This window comes from Leucobacter luti, assembly GCF_050310065.1.
GTDB lineage: Bacteria > Actinomycetota > Actinomycetes > Actinomycetales > Microbacteriaceae > Leucobacter > Leucobacter luti_B.
Genome location: NZ_CP190007.1, coordinates 2,843,689 through 2,859,214, shown reverse-complemented (window position 1 = coordinate 2,859,214; position 15,526 = coordinate 2,843,689). Strand labels below are relative to the sequence as shown.

The window sequence follows — 15,526 nt, the reverse complement described above, 5'->3', positions numbered from 1 at the left end:
GGGTGAAGTGTGTGTGTGTGTGGCGGGCGCGGATCCTTGAGTTGACGATTTTCGGGCGTGCGCGGGATCGAGTGGGCCCGTAGGCCCCATTCGCGGGGCTGAATGGGGCCTTACGGCCGACTCGAGCGAGGGGCGGCAATGGGCCCGGGCGCTGGCGGCGCCGCGGCTGGAGCGGGCGCCGCCAGGATCCGGATCCGGACGCTCGTGCCCGCGCCCTCGCGGGAGCGGATCGCGACGTCGCCGCCGTGGAGTTCCGCCACGACGCGCACGAGCGAGAGCCCGAGCCCGCTGCCCTCGACGCGGCGCGCGCGGCCGCCGCGCCAGAGCTCGTCCCAGACCTGGGGGAGCTCGCTCGGGGCGATGCCCCAGCCCGTGTCGGCGACCTCGATGACGACGGCGCCGGAGTCTTCGGCGCCGCGCGCCTCGATGCGGTCGCCCTCGTCGGAGTATTTGATGGCGTTGAGCAGGAGGTTCCGGATCGCAACCGCGATGAGGTCTGCGTCGCCCTGCACCTCGGGCAGCGGCCACGGGGCCGAGGGAAGCTGCACGCGCACGTCGCGCTGCATGCCGCGGGCCGCGAGGTCGGCCGTGAACGCGGCGACCTCGTCGCTCACGACGGCAGCGACGTCGACGGGGGAGCGCTCGAGGGTCGAGGTTTCGAGCGCGGAGAGGGAGCGGAGCTCTCCGATCAGGATCGCGAGGCGCTCGGCCTGCCCGGCAGCGACCTCGAGCCCCGGCGAGACCCCAACCCCAGACCCACCCCCAACCCCGGCCTCGGTCTCCAGCGCCGCGCGGATCGCCGTCACCGGGTTTTTCAGTTCGTGGTCGAGGCGGGCGACGAAGCGGCGGTGCGCGGCGCGCTCGACCGCGGCGCCCGTCTCCGCGCCCCGCGCCTCGGCCTCCGCCACGGCCGCGCGGGCCGACACCACGGCCCAGGCGCCGAGGGAGCCGAGGATCCCGAGCACCACGAGGATCGTGGCGAGCGGGATCGTGATCCGGAGCGAACCGTTCAACTGAGAGGCGGCGACCCAGATGGCGCCGAAGATTCCGAGCGCGGTGGGCGCGGCGAGCGTGAGCCCGAGGCGGAGCCTGCGGCGAAAGCTGCGCGACTTCTCGCTCACGCCGAGCTCACCTCCCCGCAGAAGCGATAGCCCTCGCCCTGCACGGTCTCGATCCAGCGCGGGTGCTGGGCGTCGTCGCCGAGCACGCGGCGGAGTTCGGCGACGCGGTGGTCCACGGCGCGCGTGGTGACCGCGAACTCGAATCCCCAGAGCGCCGACAGTAGGTGCTCGCGGGTATGGGGCTCGCCGGGGTGCGCCATCAGGTAGTCGAGTAGCGCGACGGCCTTCGGGGTAAGCTCGGCGGGCGCGCCTGAGACGCGCACGCGCCGCGCCGCGCGGTCGAGCACGAGCTCCCCGCTCGTGAGCTGCGCCGAGGCCGAGAGGGGCCGGCCGCCCATCGTGCGGCGCAGCACGGCCCGGATCCGCGACACGAGCTCCGACGGCAGGAACGGTTTGCCCAGGTAGTCGTCGGCGCCCTCGTCGAGCGCGGCGGCCCGCTCCGAGGCCTCGTCGACCTGGGTGAGCAGGATCACGGGGGTCCAGGTCTCGCCCTCGCGGAGCCGTCGCACGAGCTCGCGGCCGTCGACGCCGGGCATGAGCACGTCGGAGACGACGATGTCCGGCCGCGCCGAGGCGTGCAGTGCGAGCGCCTCCTCGCCGTCGCCCGCGACCGCGACCTCGAAGCCGGCCCGTTCGAGGAACGGGCCGAGCGTCGAGGTGATGGCCGGCTCGTCGTCGACGAGCAGGACGCGCGGGCGGGCAGGCGCGATCATCAGGTGTTCACCGCCCAGATCACGCCCGAGAACGCGACGAGGATCACGATCGCGATCGTGAGGATGGTGAGGTAGCCGAGGATCAGCCCGACGAGCGCGAAGCCCTGGCCGCCGAGGCCCTGCCGCTTGATCCGCGCGAGCGACACGTGGCCGAGCACGACCGGGATGAGCCCGAGGCCGCACAGCCCGCACACGAAGGAGGCGATCGCGAGGCCGTCGGTGCGGGGCGCGAGCGGCGCGGTCGACTGCGCGGCATAGACCGTGTGGTGGACGGTCACCGCGCCGGCCTCACGAGGTTGGCCGTGCCGGAATCTGTCACGGTCGGGTCGCCGGAATCCCAGGTCACGTAGTTGCTGCTGCCCTCGGCGGCGACGGATCCGAGCTGCTTCACGAGCACGACGTTCGCGACCCCCGTGACGCTCAGCGTGCCGACGTTCTGCGCGAGTAGCGTGGTGCTGTGGCCGACCACGCTGACGGTGGCGCAGTCCGAGTCGAGCTCGATGGTTGCCCCGATGTCGTCGATCTCGATCGCACCGTCGGGGCAGCTGATGCGGCGCTCCACGGCGGCCTCGAGAACGGCGCGGGTGTAATTCTCGGCGTCGGTTCCGGATCCGGAGCCGCTGTCGCCGCCGAGCTCCGATCCGGAGACGATTCCGGATCCGGCGCCCGCGCCCGCGCCCTCTCCGGCGCCCTCGCCTGCACCAGCTCCGGCCCCGGCGCCCGGCGCCGAGGACTGCGGGATGAAGTCGAGCGTGCAGCCCGTGAGGCCGAGGGCCGCGGCGGACACGAGCGCCGCCGCCGAAATCGCGATCAAGGGTGAGGGGCGCGAGCGGGCCGAGCGGACCGGGCGGATCGAGGCATTCATAGCTTCTCCATAGTTTGAATCATGTCACAGAGGGGGCCGTCGCGGTGGGCCGAATGGCCCCGCGTTGCGGCTGATTTCCAAGCTACGGATCGCCTGGCCGGCGCAGGTGGCGGCGGTGTCGCAACCGTGTCGCAGTCCTGAGACACGCCCCGAACGGGCCCTCATGCGGCTGCGCCCGTGCCAGCGGGCCGCGCCGCGATAGGATGGGGCGTTAGCGAGCGCAACGGAAGGAGCACCGGGAATGGCGAAGAACCAGGTCGAGTACGGTCCCACCGGTCGACCCGAGCGAGTCATCCCCGCTCCGAAGAAGCTTGAGCGGCACGGTCCCGCGCGCATCATCGCGATGTGCAACCAGAAGGGCGGCGTCGGCAAGACGACGAGCACGATCAACCTCGCCGCCGCGCTCGCGCGCTACGGCCGCCGTGTGCTCGCGGTCGACTTCGACCCGCAGGGCGCGCTGTCGGCAGGCCTCGGCGTGCCCGCGCACGACGTGCCGACGATCTACGACCTCATGCTCGGCAAGGTGAAGGATCCCCGCGAGGCGATCCAGCACACCGAGACCGAGGGTCTCGACCTGATCCCCGCGAACATCGACCTCTCGGCCGCCGAGGTGCACCTCGTCACCGAGGTCGCGCGCGAGCAGATTCTCGCGGGCGTGCTGCGCAAGGTGTCCGGCGACTACGACGTGATCCTCATCGACTGCCAGCCCTCGCTCGGCCTGCTCACGGTGAACGCGCTCACGGCGAGCCACGGCGTGCTGATCCCGCTCGCCTGCGAGTACTTCGCGCTGCGCGGCGTCGCGCTCCTCGTCGAGACGATCGACAAAGTGCGGGATCGCCTGAACCCGGCGCTCGAGCTCGACGGCATCCTCGCGACCATGTTCGACTCGCGCACGCTGCACGCGCGCGAGGTGCTCGAGCGCGTCGTCGACACATTCGGCGACAAGGTGTTCGACACGGTCATCGGCCGCACGGTCAAGCTCCCCGACGCGCAGATCGCCGCGAAGCCGATCCTCGACTACGCGCCGTCGAACGCGGCGTCGGAGGCGTATCTGAAGCTCGCCCGCGAGCTCGTGCAGCGGGGCGTCGTCGCCTAGAAGCCCCCATGACAGCGCTCGACACGGATCCGGAGCCGGGCGCTGGCGCGCCTGGGGTGTCCGGCGTGCCCGGTGAGTCCGCCGACGACGGCACCGTCGGCACCGACGGCACCGACGGCTTCCGCGTCACGCTCGAGGTCTTCGACGGGCCGTTTGACCTGCTCCTGAACCTCATCGGCAAGCACGAGCTCGACATCACCGAGGTGTCGCTCTCGCTCGTGACCGACGAGTTCATCTCCTACCTCGCCTCGCTCGAGGGGCAGGGCCTCGTGGAGTTGGATCGGGCCTCGGAGTTCCTGGTCGTGGCCGCGACGCTGCTCGACCTCAAGATCGCGAGCCTGCTGCCGCAGGGCGAGGCCGTCGACGCGGAGGACATCGCGCTGCTCGAGGCGCGCGACCTGCTCTTCGCGCGGCTGCTGCAGTACCGCGCGTTCAAGCAGGCGAGCGCGTGGTTTCGCGAGCGGCTCGAGGCGGAAGGCGCGAGGCATCCGCGGCTCGTCCCGCTCGACGCGAAGTACCGCGAGCAGGCGCCCGAGCTCGTCTGGACGCTCTCGAAGGACGACTTCGCGGCCATCGCGACCCTCGCCTTCGCGCCGCGCGAGATCCCGACCGTGGGCCTCGACCACCTGCACGCCCCGCTCGTGTCGATCCGGGAGCAGGCCGCGATCGTCGTGTCGCTCCTCCGCACCGACGGCGCGCGCAGCTTCCGCGAGCTCGTCGCCGGGGTGTCGGAGCGCGGGGTGATCGTGGCCCGCTTCCTCGCGATCCTCGAGCTGTATCGCCGCGCGGCCGTGAGCTTCGAGCAGGCCGAGCCGCTCGGGGAGCTCCACGTGCAGTGGTCCGGCGAGAGCTGGTCAGACGACGAACTCGCAACACTGGGGAATGACTATGACTGACGACCGTGCGACGGCGCCCGCAGAGACGGCGCCGGCAGAATCCGAGGCGGCGGCCGCGCTCGCCCGCGCCCGCGCCGAGCACACGCTCGCGCAGCAGCTCGAGGCGCTCCTCATCGTCGCCGACGAGCCGCTGAGCGCGGTCGCCCTCGCGACCGCGACCGACCGGCCCGTGCGGGAGGTGCGCGCGGCGCTCGCCGCGCTCGTCGCCGACTTCAACGGCGGTGCGGACGGCGGTGCTGGCGGCGGTGCGGACGGCGGTGCGGACGGCGGATCCGGCACCGGATCAGGATCCGGAGCCGACGGGGCGCCCGCCGGCCGCGGCTTCGAGCTCCGCGAGGTCGCGGGCGGCTACCGCTTCTACGTGCGCGCGAGCCTCGACCCCGTGGTCGCGGACTTCGTGCAGCAGCAGACCCCCTCGCGGCTCTCGCAGGCGGCGCTCGAGACGCTCTCGGTGATCGCCTACCGGCAGCCGATCTCGCGCGGGGCGATCGCGTCGATTCGCGCCGTGAACGTGGATTCCGTGGTGCGCACGCTGCTCGCGCGCGGGCTCGTGACCGAGGTGGGGCACGACCCGGAGACGGGCGCGACGCTGTACGGCACCTCGGACGCCCTGCTCGGCTACCTCGGGCTCGGCGACATCTCGGAGCTGCCGCCCATCGCGCCGCTCCTCGACGACGGCTCGGAGGGATTCGATCATGAGCAGCTCTAACGGCTCGCGCGGCGGCGGCCTCGGCGGGGACTTCTCCGTCGACGGCGGCGGCGTCGAGATCGACATGGCCGAGTGGGGCTGGGATCGGCCCGTGACCGGGGGATCCGGAGCCGGATCCGGATCCGGAGCAGAGGCCGCGCAGGACGACGGCCGCGTGCGGCTGCAGAAGGCGCTCGCGCACGCGGGCGTCGCCTCGCGGCGCGCGTGCGAGTCGCTCATCACGGGCGGCCGCGTCACGGTCAACGGCGAGGTGCAGCGCGAGCTCGGCACCCGGATCGACCCCGACTCCGACGACGTGCGCGTCGACGGCGTCGTCGTGCAGCTCGACGTCTCGAAGCTCTACTACGTGCTCAACAAGCCGCGCGGCGTCGTCTCGACCATGAGCGACGAGAACGGGCGCCCTGACCTGCGGGAATTCACCGACAGCGTGGGGGAGCGCCTCTACAACGTCGGCCGCCTCGACACCGACACGAGCGGCCTCCTCATCCTCACGAACGACGGCGAGCTCGCCCACAAGCTCGCGCACCCGAGCTTCGGCGTGATGAAGACGTACGTCGCGAAGGTGCGCGGCCGCGTGACCGCTGCGACGATCCAGCAGCTCAAGGACGGCGTCGAGCTGAAGGACGGCCCCATCGCCGCCGACCGGGCAAAACTCCTGCCCGGGGGCGCGGGATCGTCGCACTCGCTCGTCGAGCTCACGCTGCACTCCGGGCGGAACCGGATCGTGCGGCGCATGCTCGCCGAGGTCGGGCATCCCGTCGACGAGCTCGTGCGGCGGCAGTTCGGGCCGCTGCACCTCGGCACGCTGCGCGTCGGCGAGATGCGGGAGCTGTCCGCGGCCGAGCGTGGGGCGCTGCTGTCGGCGGCCGAGGACGGCGGGGTTGGCGGCGGCGTCGGCAGCGGTGCCGGGGCTGGTGGTTCCGGATCCGGCCGCGGCTCCGGGTCCGCCGCGAAGCGCGGCCGCGGGCCCGTGACCGCGGGGCGGCCGGGCGACGGCAAGGGCGCGCGCGGCATGCGCGGGATTGCTGCGCAGGGCAACCCGCACGGGCGCAGGCGCGCAGGCGCGGGTGTCGGTGATCCGGAGCCCGGCGCGAAGCGATCCGGGGGCGGCGGGAAAGGCACCAAGAATGGCGCCGGGAGTGGCGACAGCAATGTCAGTGGTCCGAGGCAGAATGGCCCCAAGGGGGCATCGCGGGTGCAGGGCAGCAGGAAGCGGAGCGACGGGCCGCGCGGCGGCGGAAAGCGGGGAACTCGGTGAGCAGGGATTCTGAGCGTAGGGACTCGGAGCGTAGAAACGGCAACGGCGGGGCGAACGTCCTCGCCGCGCGCAGCCGCGGCCCGGTGCACGTGATCGGCGCCGGGCTCCTCGGCGCGAGCGTCGGCCTCGGCCTGCGCGAGCGCGGGATCGAGGTCACGCTCGAGGATCTGTCGCCGACGACCGTCGCGCTCGCCGCAGACTACGGGGCCGGGCGCGTGCGCACGGCTGAGGATCCGGATCCGGCGCTCGTCGTGATCGCGACGCCGCCCGACGTTACGGCGAACGTGGTCGAGCGCGCCCTCGCGGAGTACCCGAACTCGGTCGTGACCGACGTCGCGAGCGTGAAGCTCGCGCCGTTCGAGGAGCTCACGCGCCGCGGCGTCGATCTCACCCGTTACGTCGGCTCGCACCCCATGGCCGGGCGCGAGCGCGGCGGCGCGATCATGGCGCGCGCGGACCTCTTCGTGGGGCGGCCGTGGGTGATCTGCCGCGACGGCGATACCCCAGCGGACGCGCTCGCGACGGTCGAGGCGGTCGCGCTCGACCTCGGCGGCGTGCTCATCGAGATGACGCCGGCGGAGCACGACCGCGCGGTCGGCCTCGTGTCGCACCTGCCGCAGGTCGTGTCGAGCCTCCTCGCGGCCCGCCTCGTTCCGGCGACTGAGCAGGCGATCGGCCTCGCTGGCGCCGGCCTGCGCGACACCACGCGGATCGCGTCCAGCGACCCCGAGCTGTGGGTGCAGATCCTGGGCGCGAACCGGGCGCCCGTCGTCGACCTGCTCGACGCGTTCGCCGCGGACGTCGCCTCGTTCGCCGACGCGCTGCGCGATCCGGAGCTCACCGGCGCGAAGCGGCGCATCGCAGACCACCTCTCGGCCGGCAACAACGGCGTCTCCCGGATCCCGGGCAAGCACGGCTCGTCTGAGCGATTCACCCCGATCACGGTGATCATCGACGATACGCCCGGGCAGCTCGGGCGGCTCCTCACCGAACTCGGAGAACTGGGCATTAATATGGAAGACTTGCGCCTCGAGCACTCGCCGGGCGCGCAGATCGGTTTCGCGGAGATCGCGGTGCTGCCCGAGGTGGCGGAGCGCGCGGTCACCGATCTCGTCGAGCGCGGATGGAGGACGCTGTGATGAACGCTGCTGAGGGAGCCGCCGCACCCGTCCTCGTCGCGATCGACGGGCCTGCCGGGAGCGGCAAGTCGAGCGTGTCGCGCGCGGCCGCCGAGCGCCTCGGCTTCGGGATCCTCGACACGGGCGCCGCGTACCGGGCGCTCGCGTGGGCCGGCCTCGAGACCGGCACCGACCTCGACGACCCCGCGGCCGTCGAGAAGCTGCTCGACCTGTGGGAGTACGCGATCACCCTGCAGGGCACGCAGCAGGTGACGGTCGGGCTCGTGGGCGCATCGCCCATCGACGTGACCGCCGTGATCCGGGAGCCGGGCGTCAGCGCCCAGGTGAGCCGGGTCTCCAAGCACCCCGCGGTGCGGGATCGCCTCAACGCCATGTTCCTCGAGATCGTGGCGTCATCGGGGCTTCCCGGCGTCGTGATCGAGGGGCGCGACATCACGACCGTCGTGGCGCCCGATGCGCCCGTGCGGATCCTCATGACGGCCTCGGCCGAGGTGCGCGCAACGCGCCGCGCTGGCGAGCTGCCCGGGCTCACGCACGCGCAGGTGCTCGCCGACATCCAGGCGCGCGACGCGAAGGACGCGCTCGTCGTGGACTTCTTCACCCCGGCACCGGGGGTGACGCTCGTGGACACGAGCGACCTGAACTTCGAGCAGTCTGTGCAGGCTGTGATCGACATCGTGGAGGCGGCAAGGTCCGTCTCGGAAAAGAGCTAGGAATGACAACGGATCAGAACGGCGCTGGCGCGCCGGAGGAGATCGAGGGCGGCCTCGACGGGGTTGCCGACGAGGTTGGCGCCGATGAGGTTGGAACCGACGAGGTGATCGTGGGCGAGGGCTTCGACGAGGCGCTCGCCGCCGAGGGCGTGACCGACGAGGAGCGGCTGCGCGCCATGCGCTCGAACCTCGACGGCTTCGAGCTCGAGGAGGACGACCTCGCGATCATCGGTGAGGACGGCGAGTTCCTCGGCTTCTCCGAGCCGCTCGCCGAAGCGCTTCCCGTTGTCGCGATCGTGGGCCGGCCGAACGTCGGCAAGTCGGCGCTCGTCAACCGGATCCTGGGCCGCCGCGAGGCGGTCGTCGAGGACGTGCCCGGCGTCACCCGCGACCGCGTGAGCTACCCCGCCGAGTGGGTCGGCACCCGCTTCACGCTCGTCGACACGGGCGGCTGGGAGCCCGACGCGAAGGGCATCGACGCGTCCGTGGCGCTGCAGGCTGAGGTCGCGATCGAGCTGTGCGACGTCGTCATGTTCGTCGTCGACTCGCGCGTCGGCCCGACCGCGACGGACGAGCGCGTCGTGCAGCTCCTCCGCCGCACGAACAAGCCCGTCTTCCTCGTCGCCAACAAGGTCGACGACGCGGTGCAGGAGCCCGAGGTCGCGCAGCTGTGGTCGCTCGGCCTCGGCGAGCCGCACCCCGTCTCCGCGCTCCACGGCCGCGGCGTCGCCGACCTGCTCGACCAGGTCGTTGAGGCGCTGCCCGAGGAGTCCGCGGTGGCGCAGCCGAAGCTCGCGGGTCCGCGCCGCGTCGCGATCCTGGGCCGACCGAACGTGGGCAAGTCGAGCCTGCTCAACAAGGCCGCCGGCGAGGAGCGCGTCGTCGTGAACGACCTTGCGGGCACCACCCGCGACCCGGTCGACGAGCAGGTCGAGATCGCGGGCCGCGTCTGGACCTTCGTCGACACCGCAGGCATCCGCCGCCGCGTGCACCTGCAGAAGGGCGCCGACTTCTACGCGTCGCTGCGCACCGCCGCGGCGCTCGAGAAGGCGGAGGTTGCGGTCGTCCTCATCGACGTCACGCAGGAGATCTCGGATCAGGACCTCCGCATCATCGACCTCGTGCTCGAGTCGGGCCGCGCGCTCGTGCTCGCGTTCAACAAGTGGGACCTCCTCGACGACGACCGCCGCCGCTACCTCGAGCGCGAGATCGAGCAGGACCTCGCCCACGTCGAGTGGGCGCCGCGCGTCAACATCTCGGCCCGCACGGGCCGCCACCTCGAGAAGCTCGTGCCCGCGCTCGAGACCGCGCTCGAGTCGTGGGACACGCGGATCCCGACCGCGAAGTTCAACGCGTTCGTCGCCGAGCTCGTGCAGGAGCACCCGCACCCGCTGCGCGGCGGCAAGCAGCCGCGCATCCTCTTCGGCACGCAGGTGCAGAACCGCCCGCCGACGTTCGTGCTGTTCACGTCGGGGTTCCTCGACCCGGGCTACCGCCGCTTCATCCAGCGCCGCCTGCGCGAGCGCTACGGCTTCGAGGGCACGCCCATCGTGCTCAACATGCGCATCAGGGAGCGCCGCCCGCGCCGCTAGCGCGCCGCGCTGTCCTGCCTGGGCCCCGCCCGCCGCTCCGCGGCGGCGGGGCCTTCGCGTGCGCGTGGGGTGGGGGTTGCGCTTTCGCTTCCGCTTGGTGGGCTTGCGCTTGGTGGGCTTGGCGTTGGGCGGTTGTTAGCGATTTCGGGGCTTCGCGGGGCCCGGAAGCCCCGAAATCGCTAACACCCTCCCACGGCCCGCTGCAGCCAGGAGGTTGTTAGCGATTTCGGTTCGTATAGCGCCGCTTACGAACCGAAATCGCTAACAACCGCCCCCGCGGGGAGCGGGAGCGTCCAGGGAGCGCGGGCTAGTCTCTGGGGATGCGGACACCGCGAGAGCCCGAGCGCCCCGAAACCCCCGCGCGCCATCTCACCCGGCTCGAGCGCTCGATCGACCGTGCGGCGCACCGCCTCCTCGCGGGCAAGCCGCGAAGCGGGCCGCGGGCCGCCGTCATCGAGGTCTGCGTGTTCCTCCTCAAGCAGGCGTGGGCGTGCATCTTCGGCGCGCTCCTCCTCGCCGCGATCGTGGCGGCGCGCCTCTGGTACCCCGACGACGCGCCCCTCGCCCGCAACGACGCGCTCACGATCGCCGCGATCCTGATCCAGCTCGGCATGCTCGCGTTCCGTCTCGAGAGCGGCCGCGAGCTCTGGGTGATCGTGCTCTTCCACGTCACGGGCACCGCGATGGAGCTCTTCAAGACCGACGTCGGCTCGTGGGCATACGAAACCGAGGGGGTGCTCCGGATCGGGGCGGTGCCCCTGTTCAGCGGGTTCATGTACGCGGCCGTCGGCTCCTACATGGTGCGCGTGTACCGCCTGCACGAGCTGCGCTTCGACCGCTACCCGCCGGTGTGGGCGACGACGCTCGTCGCGGCCGCGATCTACGTGAACTTCTTCACCCACCACTTCTTCTTCGACCTGCGCTGGGTGCTGCTTGCTGCGGTCGGCGCGCTGTGGTTCCGCACGGTCATGCACTTCCGGGTGTGGCGCAGGACGCTGCGCGCCCCGCTGCTGCTCGTGTTCGCGGGTGTCGCGCTCTTCATCTGGCTGGCCGAGAACATCGGCACCTGGGCGGGCGCCTGGCTCTACCCGCACCAGGCCGACGGCTGGGAGCTCGTCTCCCCGCAGAAGCTCATCGCGTGGTTCCTGCTCATGATCATCTCCGTCGTCATGGTCACCTGGGTCTACCCGCCCCAGCGCCCGGTGTTAGCGATTTCGGGGCTTCCCGGCGCCGGGAAGCCCCGAAATCGCTAACAACCGTTGGCGCGGGATCGGGTGGGTGGGGTTTCGCCGCGGCCGCAGACGTGGCATCGTTGCGTGTCCAAGGCCCGATCAGCGCGCGGTTGCGGCGTTCGGGCACGACAGGGGGAGGAATGCACATGTCGCAGGATCAGGAAGTGCAGGCGATCACCGAGCTCGACCTCGAGCGGTATCTCGGGCTCTGGTACGAGATCGCCCGGCTGCCGCTGCGGTGGGAGCCGACGCGCGCGCGGAACATCACCGCGGAGTACTCGCTGCAGGAAAACGGCAAGGTGCGCGTCGACAACCGCTGCATCGACGCCGATGGGGAGCCGACGCAGTCCGTCGGCGAGGCGACCCCCGTGGAGGGGGAGCCCGGCAAGCTGACCGTGTCCTTCCTGCCGAAGGCGCTGCAGTGGATCCCGTTCACAAGCGGCGATTACTGGGTGCTGCGGCTGGATCCGGAGTACCGCATGGCGCTCGTCGGGACGCCGGATCGCAAGAACCTCTGGTTGCTCGCGCGGGATCCGCAGCCGGACCCCGCGCAGGCCGAACAGTTTCTCGAGACCGCGCGCGAACAGGGCTTTGACCTGGACGAGCTGATCCGTCCCGTGCAGGACGGCGGCCGTGTCACGGACGACCTGCTCGACCCCGAGGCCTGACCGGCGCACGCGCCAAAGCCCTTGTTAGCGATTTCGGGGCTTCGCGGGACGCGGAAGCCCCGAAATCGCTAACAAGGGCCCGGGCTGCGGGGGCTAGCCCTCGACGAAGGGGATCGTGAGGACGCTGACCCCGACGAAGAGCGCCGCGAAGAACGCTACGATCAGGGTGAGCGCGAGCATCGCGCCGCTCAGCCAGACGCCCCAGAGGGCGAGCGTGCGCTCGCCGGTCTTGCGGCGGAGCGCCAGGATCCCGAGCACGAGGCCGATGATGGGGGCGACGAAGGTCCAGCCGCTCACGACCGACACGACGCCGAGCACGAAGCTCGTGATCGCGAAGGTGCGGCCCGTGTCGGTGCTTGCTGCGGGAGCGGGCGAGGCGCCGGCGGGCGCCAGCTCGGTCGTCTGCTGCTCGTCGCGGGTGACATTCTCGGGAAGGACGGTGGTGGACATTGTGCTCTCCTTTCGAGCGGTGGGCCCGGTGCGGAGGTCCGGTGCCTGATGCTTCAAAGGTATGAGCGACCAGGGGTTCTCCGCGTCGGCCCGGGGTGCCGAACGCCTCATACCCCGGTACCGAGCAAGCAGCCCCAAGCCCCTAGTGCGCCGCCGCCGTCACGTCGGTGCCGCGCGGCGTCATCACGAACACGAGCACCGCGACCGCAAACATGAGCGCGCCGCCCACGATCCCCGTCGTCTGCATCGCGTGCGTGAATGCGACCCCGGCCGCCTCAGCGAGCTCGGGCCGCCCGAGCGCCTCGGCGATCGAGACCGCAGCGCCGAGCGACTCCCCGGACTGCGCCGCCAGCTCCGGATCCACCCGCGCGAGCAGCCCGCTCGCCGTGAACTCGTCGCGGTACAGGATCGCCGCGATGCTGCCGAGCACGGCGACGCCGAGCACGGCGCCGAGCTCGTAGGAGGTCTCCTCGAGCGCGCCGGCGTTGCCCGCCTTCGCCTCGGGGGAGCCGGCCATGATCATCACGGAGGCGATGGCGAGGGATCCGGATCCCGCTCCGACCAGGCAGAGCGCCGCAATGACCGTGAGCGTGTGGAGCGTGCCCGGCTGCACGCCGACGATGATGAGGCCGGCGCCCGCGAGGGCGACGCCGCCCGCGAGAACGGCCCGCGCGCCGATCAAGCGCGCGAGCGGGGGAGCGACAAGCGAGGCGATCGAGCCCGCGATCGCGATGGGGAAGAGCCTGATCCCGGCCTCGACGGGGGAGGCACCGTCGACGAGCTGCATCCACTGCGCGATGAGCAGCATGGCCGCGATCATGGCGAAGGTGGAGCCGAGCGCGGCGATGATCCCGGCCGAGAACACCCGGTTGCGGAAGAGTCCGAGGTCGAGGAGCGGTTCCGGGCTGCGGACGTTGCGCACCGCGAACCACGCGAGGAGCGCCGCCCCCGCGGCGAAGGCCGCGAGCGCCTCGGGCACGAGCAGGCTCGCTTCCTTGCCGAACGTCTTGATCGCCCACACCACGAGCGTCATCCCGATGAGCGACAGGATCGCGGAGAGCGCGTCCCAGCGCCCGGGGTTCGCGACGCGCGACTCGGGCAGGATCAGGATCCCGGCGATCACGCCGGCGACCATGAGCGGCACGTTGATGAGGAACGCCGCGTGCCAGGAGAAGTGCTCGAGGAGAAGCCCGCCGACGAGCGGGCCGACGGCCGCGCCGAGCCCGGAGACGGCCGCCCAGATGCTGAGAGCCGTCGCGCGCTCCTTCGGGTCCGTGAAGATCACCCTGATGAGGGACAGGGTGATGGGCATGATCATGGCGCCGCCGATGCCGAGCACGGCGCGGATCGCGATGACGCCCTCCGCGGTCGTCGCGAAGAACACGAGCAGCGACGCCCCGCCGAAGATCGAGTAGCCGAGCATGAGCATGCGCTTGCGGCCCCACCGGTCGGCGATCGCCGCGAACGAGACGAGCAGGCCCGCGAGCACGAGCGAGTACACGTCGATGATCCAGAGCTGCTGATCAGAGGTGGGATGGAGCTCGGCGGCCATCTCGGGCAGCGCGATGTTCAGGATCGTCATGTCCATCGTGATGACGAGCAGGCTCGCGGTGAGGACTGTGACCGCGGCCCAGCGCCGCCCCCTGCTGAGCGGCGTCGGAGTTGCCGGTGCGTGTGCGGGAGCGGGTGCCGGGGTAGGCATGATCGGGCCTTTCAGCTTCGAGTGGGTGGGTGTTGGGTCAGGGTGAGCGGGGCGGCTCGGGTGCGGCGTCGGTGCGGGGCTCCGGATCCGGATCGGGCTCCGGATCGATCTCGGGATCCGGAGCCCGATCCGGATCCGGAGCCTCCATTGCGATCAGCGCGGTGAGCACCCGGCGCAGCTCGGGCCGCCCCATGGGCGCCTCGGTGAGGGCCGCGTGCAGGGTGGCGCCGTCGAGGAAGATCGCGATCGCGCCGGCCCGCTCGCGGCCGATGTGCGGCTCGAGCATCTCGATGAGGCGCTCGGTCCAGCGCATCGCGAGGGCGCGGAGGCGGGGGTCGGTGGTCGCGGTCGTCATGAGGGCGACGTCTGAGAGCACGGCGCGGCGGTCGGCGAGGAAGTCGATCGCCTCCGCGAGCGCGGCCTCGGGATCCGTGCGGACCTGGGAAATCGCGGGCTCCATGCGCGAGAGCGCCTCCTCGATCTCGGTGGCGAGGAGCTGGAGCGCCTCCTCGCGGAGCTCGTCGATCGAGGAGAAGTACTGGGTGGTGGAGCCGAGCGGCACGCCGGCGCGCGCGGCGACGGCGCGGTGCGTGAGGGCGGCCGTGCCGCGCTCGACCACGAGGTCCGCGGCCGCCTCGAGGATCGCGCGGCGCCGCGCCGCGGGGTCGCGGCGGCGGGGCGGTGCCTGCTGCATGGCGTTCCTCCTGTTCTCACGCAACGGTTAATGTACATCTGTACATGTACATTTGTACATGACGCCGCGAGGGTTTGGCAAGTCGTATGTAAGCCGTCTGTAAGTCGCCGTATTGCGGGGGTTCGGTGCCAAATGTCGGCGGCTCCGGGTAGCGTTGAAGCAACCCGATGGCCGACCGGCCTCGGCGGGAGGGAGTGCCGTAATGGCGCAGATCAGCACGGCGGACCTGTACGACGAGCGTGGTGAGGAGCTCGACTCGGTATCGCTGCAGTTCGAGAACATCGGCGGGATGAGCGGCTTCTCCGGCCCCATCCGCACGGTGCGCTGCTTTCAGGACAACGCGCTGCTCAAGGAGCTGCTCTCGGGGCCGGGCGACGGCGCGGTGCTCGTGATCGACGGCGGCGGATCGCTCGAGACCGCCCTCGTGGGCGACATCATCGCGGGCCTCGCGTGCGACAACGACTGGGCGGGCCTCGTGGTCAACGGCGCGATCCGCGACCGGGTGGCGATCGGCACCCTGCCGTTCGGCGTGAAGGCGCTCGGCTCCAACCCGGCGAAGTCCACGAAGACGGGCGCGGGCGAGGTCGACGTCGACGTCGAGATCGGCGGGGTCACGTTCCGGCCCGGCGCGACCGTGTGGTGCGATGAGGACGGGATCCTCGTCGAGCGCTAAGCTGC

At 71.7% G+C, this 15,526-nt stretch carries 16 protein-coding genes and 1 pseudogene; 10 read left to right on the top strand and 7 right to left on the bottom strand.

The genetic code is table 11. The features are described 5' to 3' along the window. Window positions 1-110: 110 nt before the first annotated feature. Genes ACOPJ3_RS13035 through ACOPJ3_RS13020 form a run of 4 tightly spaced genes read right to left on the bottom strand, consistent with a single transcriptional unit; the run spans window position 111 to window position 2,699 of the window. Window positions 111-1,121: a sensor histidine kinase gene (locus tag ACOPJ3_RS13035; RefSeq protein ID WP_427869595.1), complete on the bottom strand. Its 1,011-nt coding sequence runs from the start codon at window positions 1,119-1,121 to the stop codon at window positions 111-113. Next, window positions 1,118-1,834 (bottom strand): response regulator transcription factor, encoded by a 717-nt coding sequence (locus ACOPJ3_RS13030; protein WP_427869594.1) that lies wholly within the window; start codon window positions 1,832-1,834, stop codon window positions 1,118-1,120. Before ACOPJ3_RS13030 ends, ACOPJ3_RS13035 begins: the two co-directional genes overlap by 4 nt. After that, entirely contained in the window at window positions 1,834-2,112 is a 279-nt protein-coding gene (locus tag ACOPJ3_RS13025) for a DUF4190 domain-containing protein (protein WP_427869593.1), read from the bottom strand. Before ACOPJ3_RS13025 ends, ACOPJ3_RS13030 begins: the two co-directional genes overlap by 1 nt. Then, a complete protein-coding gene (locus ACOPJ3_RS13020) occupies window positions 2,109-2,699 on the bottom strand; it encodes a DUF3060 domain-containing protein (RefSeq protein ID WP_427869592.1) in 591 nt (196 codons plus the stop codon). Before ACOPJ3_RS13020 ends, ACOPJ3_RS13025 begins: the two co-directional genes overlap by 4 nt. A gap of 241 nt (window positions 2,700-2,940) precedes the next feature. Here ACOPJ3_RS13020 and ACOPJ3_RS13015 point away from each other — a divergent pair, with 241 nt between their 5' ends. From ACOPJ3_RS13015 to ACOPJ3_RS12975, 9 genes and pseudogenes are all read left to right on the top strand, one after another. Next, on the top strand, window positions 2,941-3,795 hold the full coding sequence (locus tag ACOPJ3_RS13015) for a ParA family protein (protein ID WP_427869591.1): 855 nt from the start codon (window positions 2,941-2,943) through the stop codon (window positions 3,793-3,795). Window positions 3,796-3,803: 8 nt separating this feature from the next. After that, a complete protein-coding gene (locus ACOPJ3_RS13010) occupies window positions 3,804-4,691 on the top strand; it encodes a segregation and condensation protein A (RefSeq protein ID WP_427869590.1) in 888 nt (295 codons plus the stop codon). Further along, window positions 4,684-5,400 carry an SMC-Scp complex subunit ScpB gene (scpB, locus tag ACOPJ3_RS13005; RefSeq protein ID WP_427869589.1) on the top strand — a complete coding sequence of 239 codons (717 nt, stop codon included), beginning with the start codon at window positions 4,684-4,686 and terminating at the stop codon, window positions 5,398-5,400. The genes ACOPJ3_RS13010 and scpB overlap by 8 nt, the downstream gene beginning before the upstream one ends. Before the next feature lie 64 nt (window positions 5,401-5,464). Next, window positions 5,465-6,268 (top strand): annotated as a pseudogene (locus tag ACOPJ3_RS13000) (pseudouridine synthase); the annotation flags it as partial. Between the two features lie 386 nt (window positions 6,269-6,654). Then, a complete protein-coding gene (locus ACOPJ3_RS12995) occupies window positions 6,655-7,797 on the top strand; it encodes a prephenate dehydrogenase (RefSeq protein WP_427869588.1) in 1,143 nt (380 codons plus the stop codon). Further along, window positions 7,797-8,510: a (d)CMP kinase gene (cmk, locus tag ACOPJ3_RS12990; RefSeq protein ID WP_427869587.1), complete on the top strand. Its 714-nt coding sequence runs from the start codon at window positions 7,797-7,799 to the stop codon at window positions 8,508-8,510. Before ACOPJ3_RS12995 ends, cmk begins: the two co-directional genes overlap by 1 nt. 2 nt (window positions 8,511-8,512) lie before the next feature. Continuing rightward, the gene (der, locus tag ACOPJ3_RS12985; protein ID WP_427869586.1) at window positions 8,513-10,102 is read left to right on the top strand and encodes a ribosome biogenesis GTPase Der; all 1,590 of its coding nucleotides are present in this window, start codon (window positions 8,513-8,515) and stop codon (window positions 10,100-10,102) included. Between the two features lie 320 nt (window positions 10,103-10,422). Next, the gene (locus ACOPJ3_RS12980; protein WP_427869585.1) at window positions 10,423-11,355 is read left to right on the top strand and encodes a DUF817 domain-containing protein; all 933 of its coding nucleotides are present in this window, start codon (window positions 10,423-10,425) and stop codon (window positions 11,353-11,355) included. A gap of 125 nt (window positions 11,356-11,480) precedes the next feature. After that, window positions 11,481-12,002 carry a lipocalin family protein gene (locus ACOPJ3_RS12975; RefSeq protein WP_427869584.1) on the top strand — a complete coding sequence of 174 codons (522 nt, stop codon included), beginning with the start codon at window positions 11,481-11,483 and terminating at the stop codon, window positions 12,000-12,002. 93 nt (window positions 12,003-12,095) lie between these two features. Here the strand turns inward: ACOPJ3_RS12975 and ACOPJ3_RS12970 are convergent, their stop codons facing one another. From ACOPJ3_RS12970 to ACOPJ3_RS12960, 3 genes are all read right to left on the bottom strand, one after another. Further along, entirely contained in the window at window positions 12,096-12,452 is a 357-nt protein-coding gene (locus tag ACOPJ3_RS12970) for a DUF4190 domain-containing protein (protein WP_427869583.1), read from the bottom strand. Between the two features lie 142 nt (window positions 12,453-12,594). Next, window positions 12,595-14,154: an MFS transporter gene (locus ACOPJ3_RS12965; protein ID WP_427869582.1), complete on the bottom strand. Its 1,560-nt coding sequence runs from the start codon at window positions 14,152-14,154 to the stop codon at window positions 12,595-12,597. A gap of 37 nt (window positions 14,155-14,191) precedes the next feature. Next, window positions 14,192-14,848 carry a TetR/AcrR family transcriptional regulator gene (locus ACOPJ3_RS12960; RefSeq protein WP_427869581.1) on the bottom strand — a complete coding sequence of 219 codons (657 nt, stop codon included), beginning with the start codon at window positions 14,846-14,848 and terminating at the stop codon, window positions 14,192-14,194. Between the two features lie 202 nt (window positions 14,849-15,050). On the opposite strand from ACOPJ3_RS12960, the gene rraA reads away from it, so the two are divergent. Then, window positions 15,051-15,521 carry a ribonuclease E activity regulator RraA gene (rraA, locus tag ACOPJ3_RS12955; protein WP_427869580.1) on the top strand — a complete coding sequence of 157 codons (471 nt, stop codon included), beginning with the start codon at window positions 15,051-15,053 and terminating at the stop codon, window positions 15,519-15,521. The last annotated feature ends 5 nt before the right edge of the window (window positions 15,522-15,526 follow it).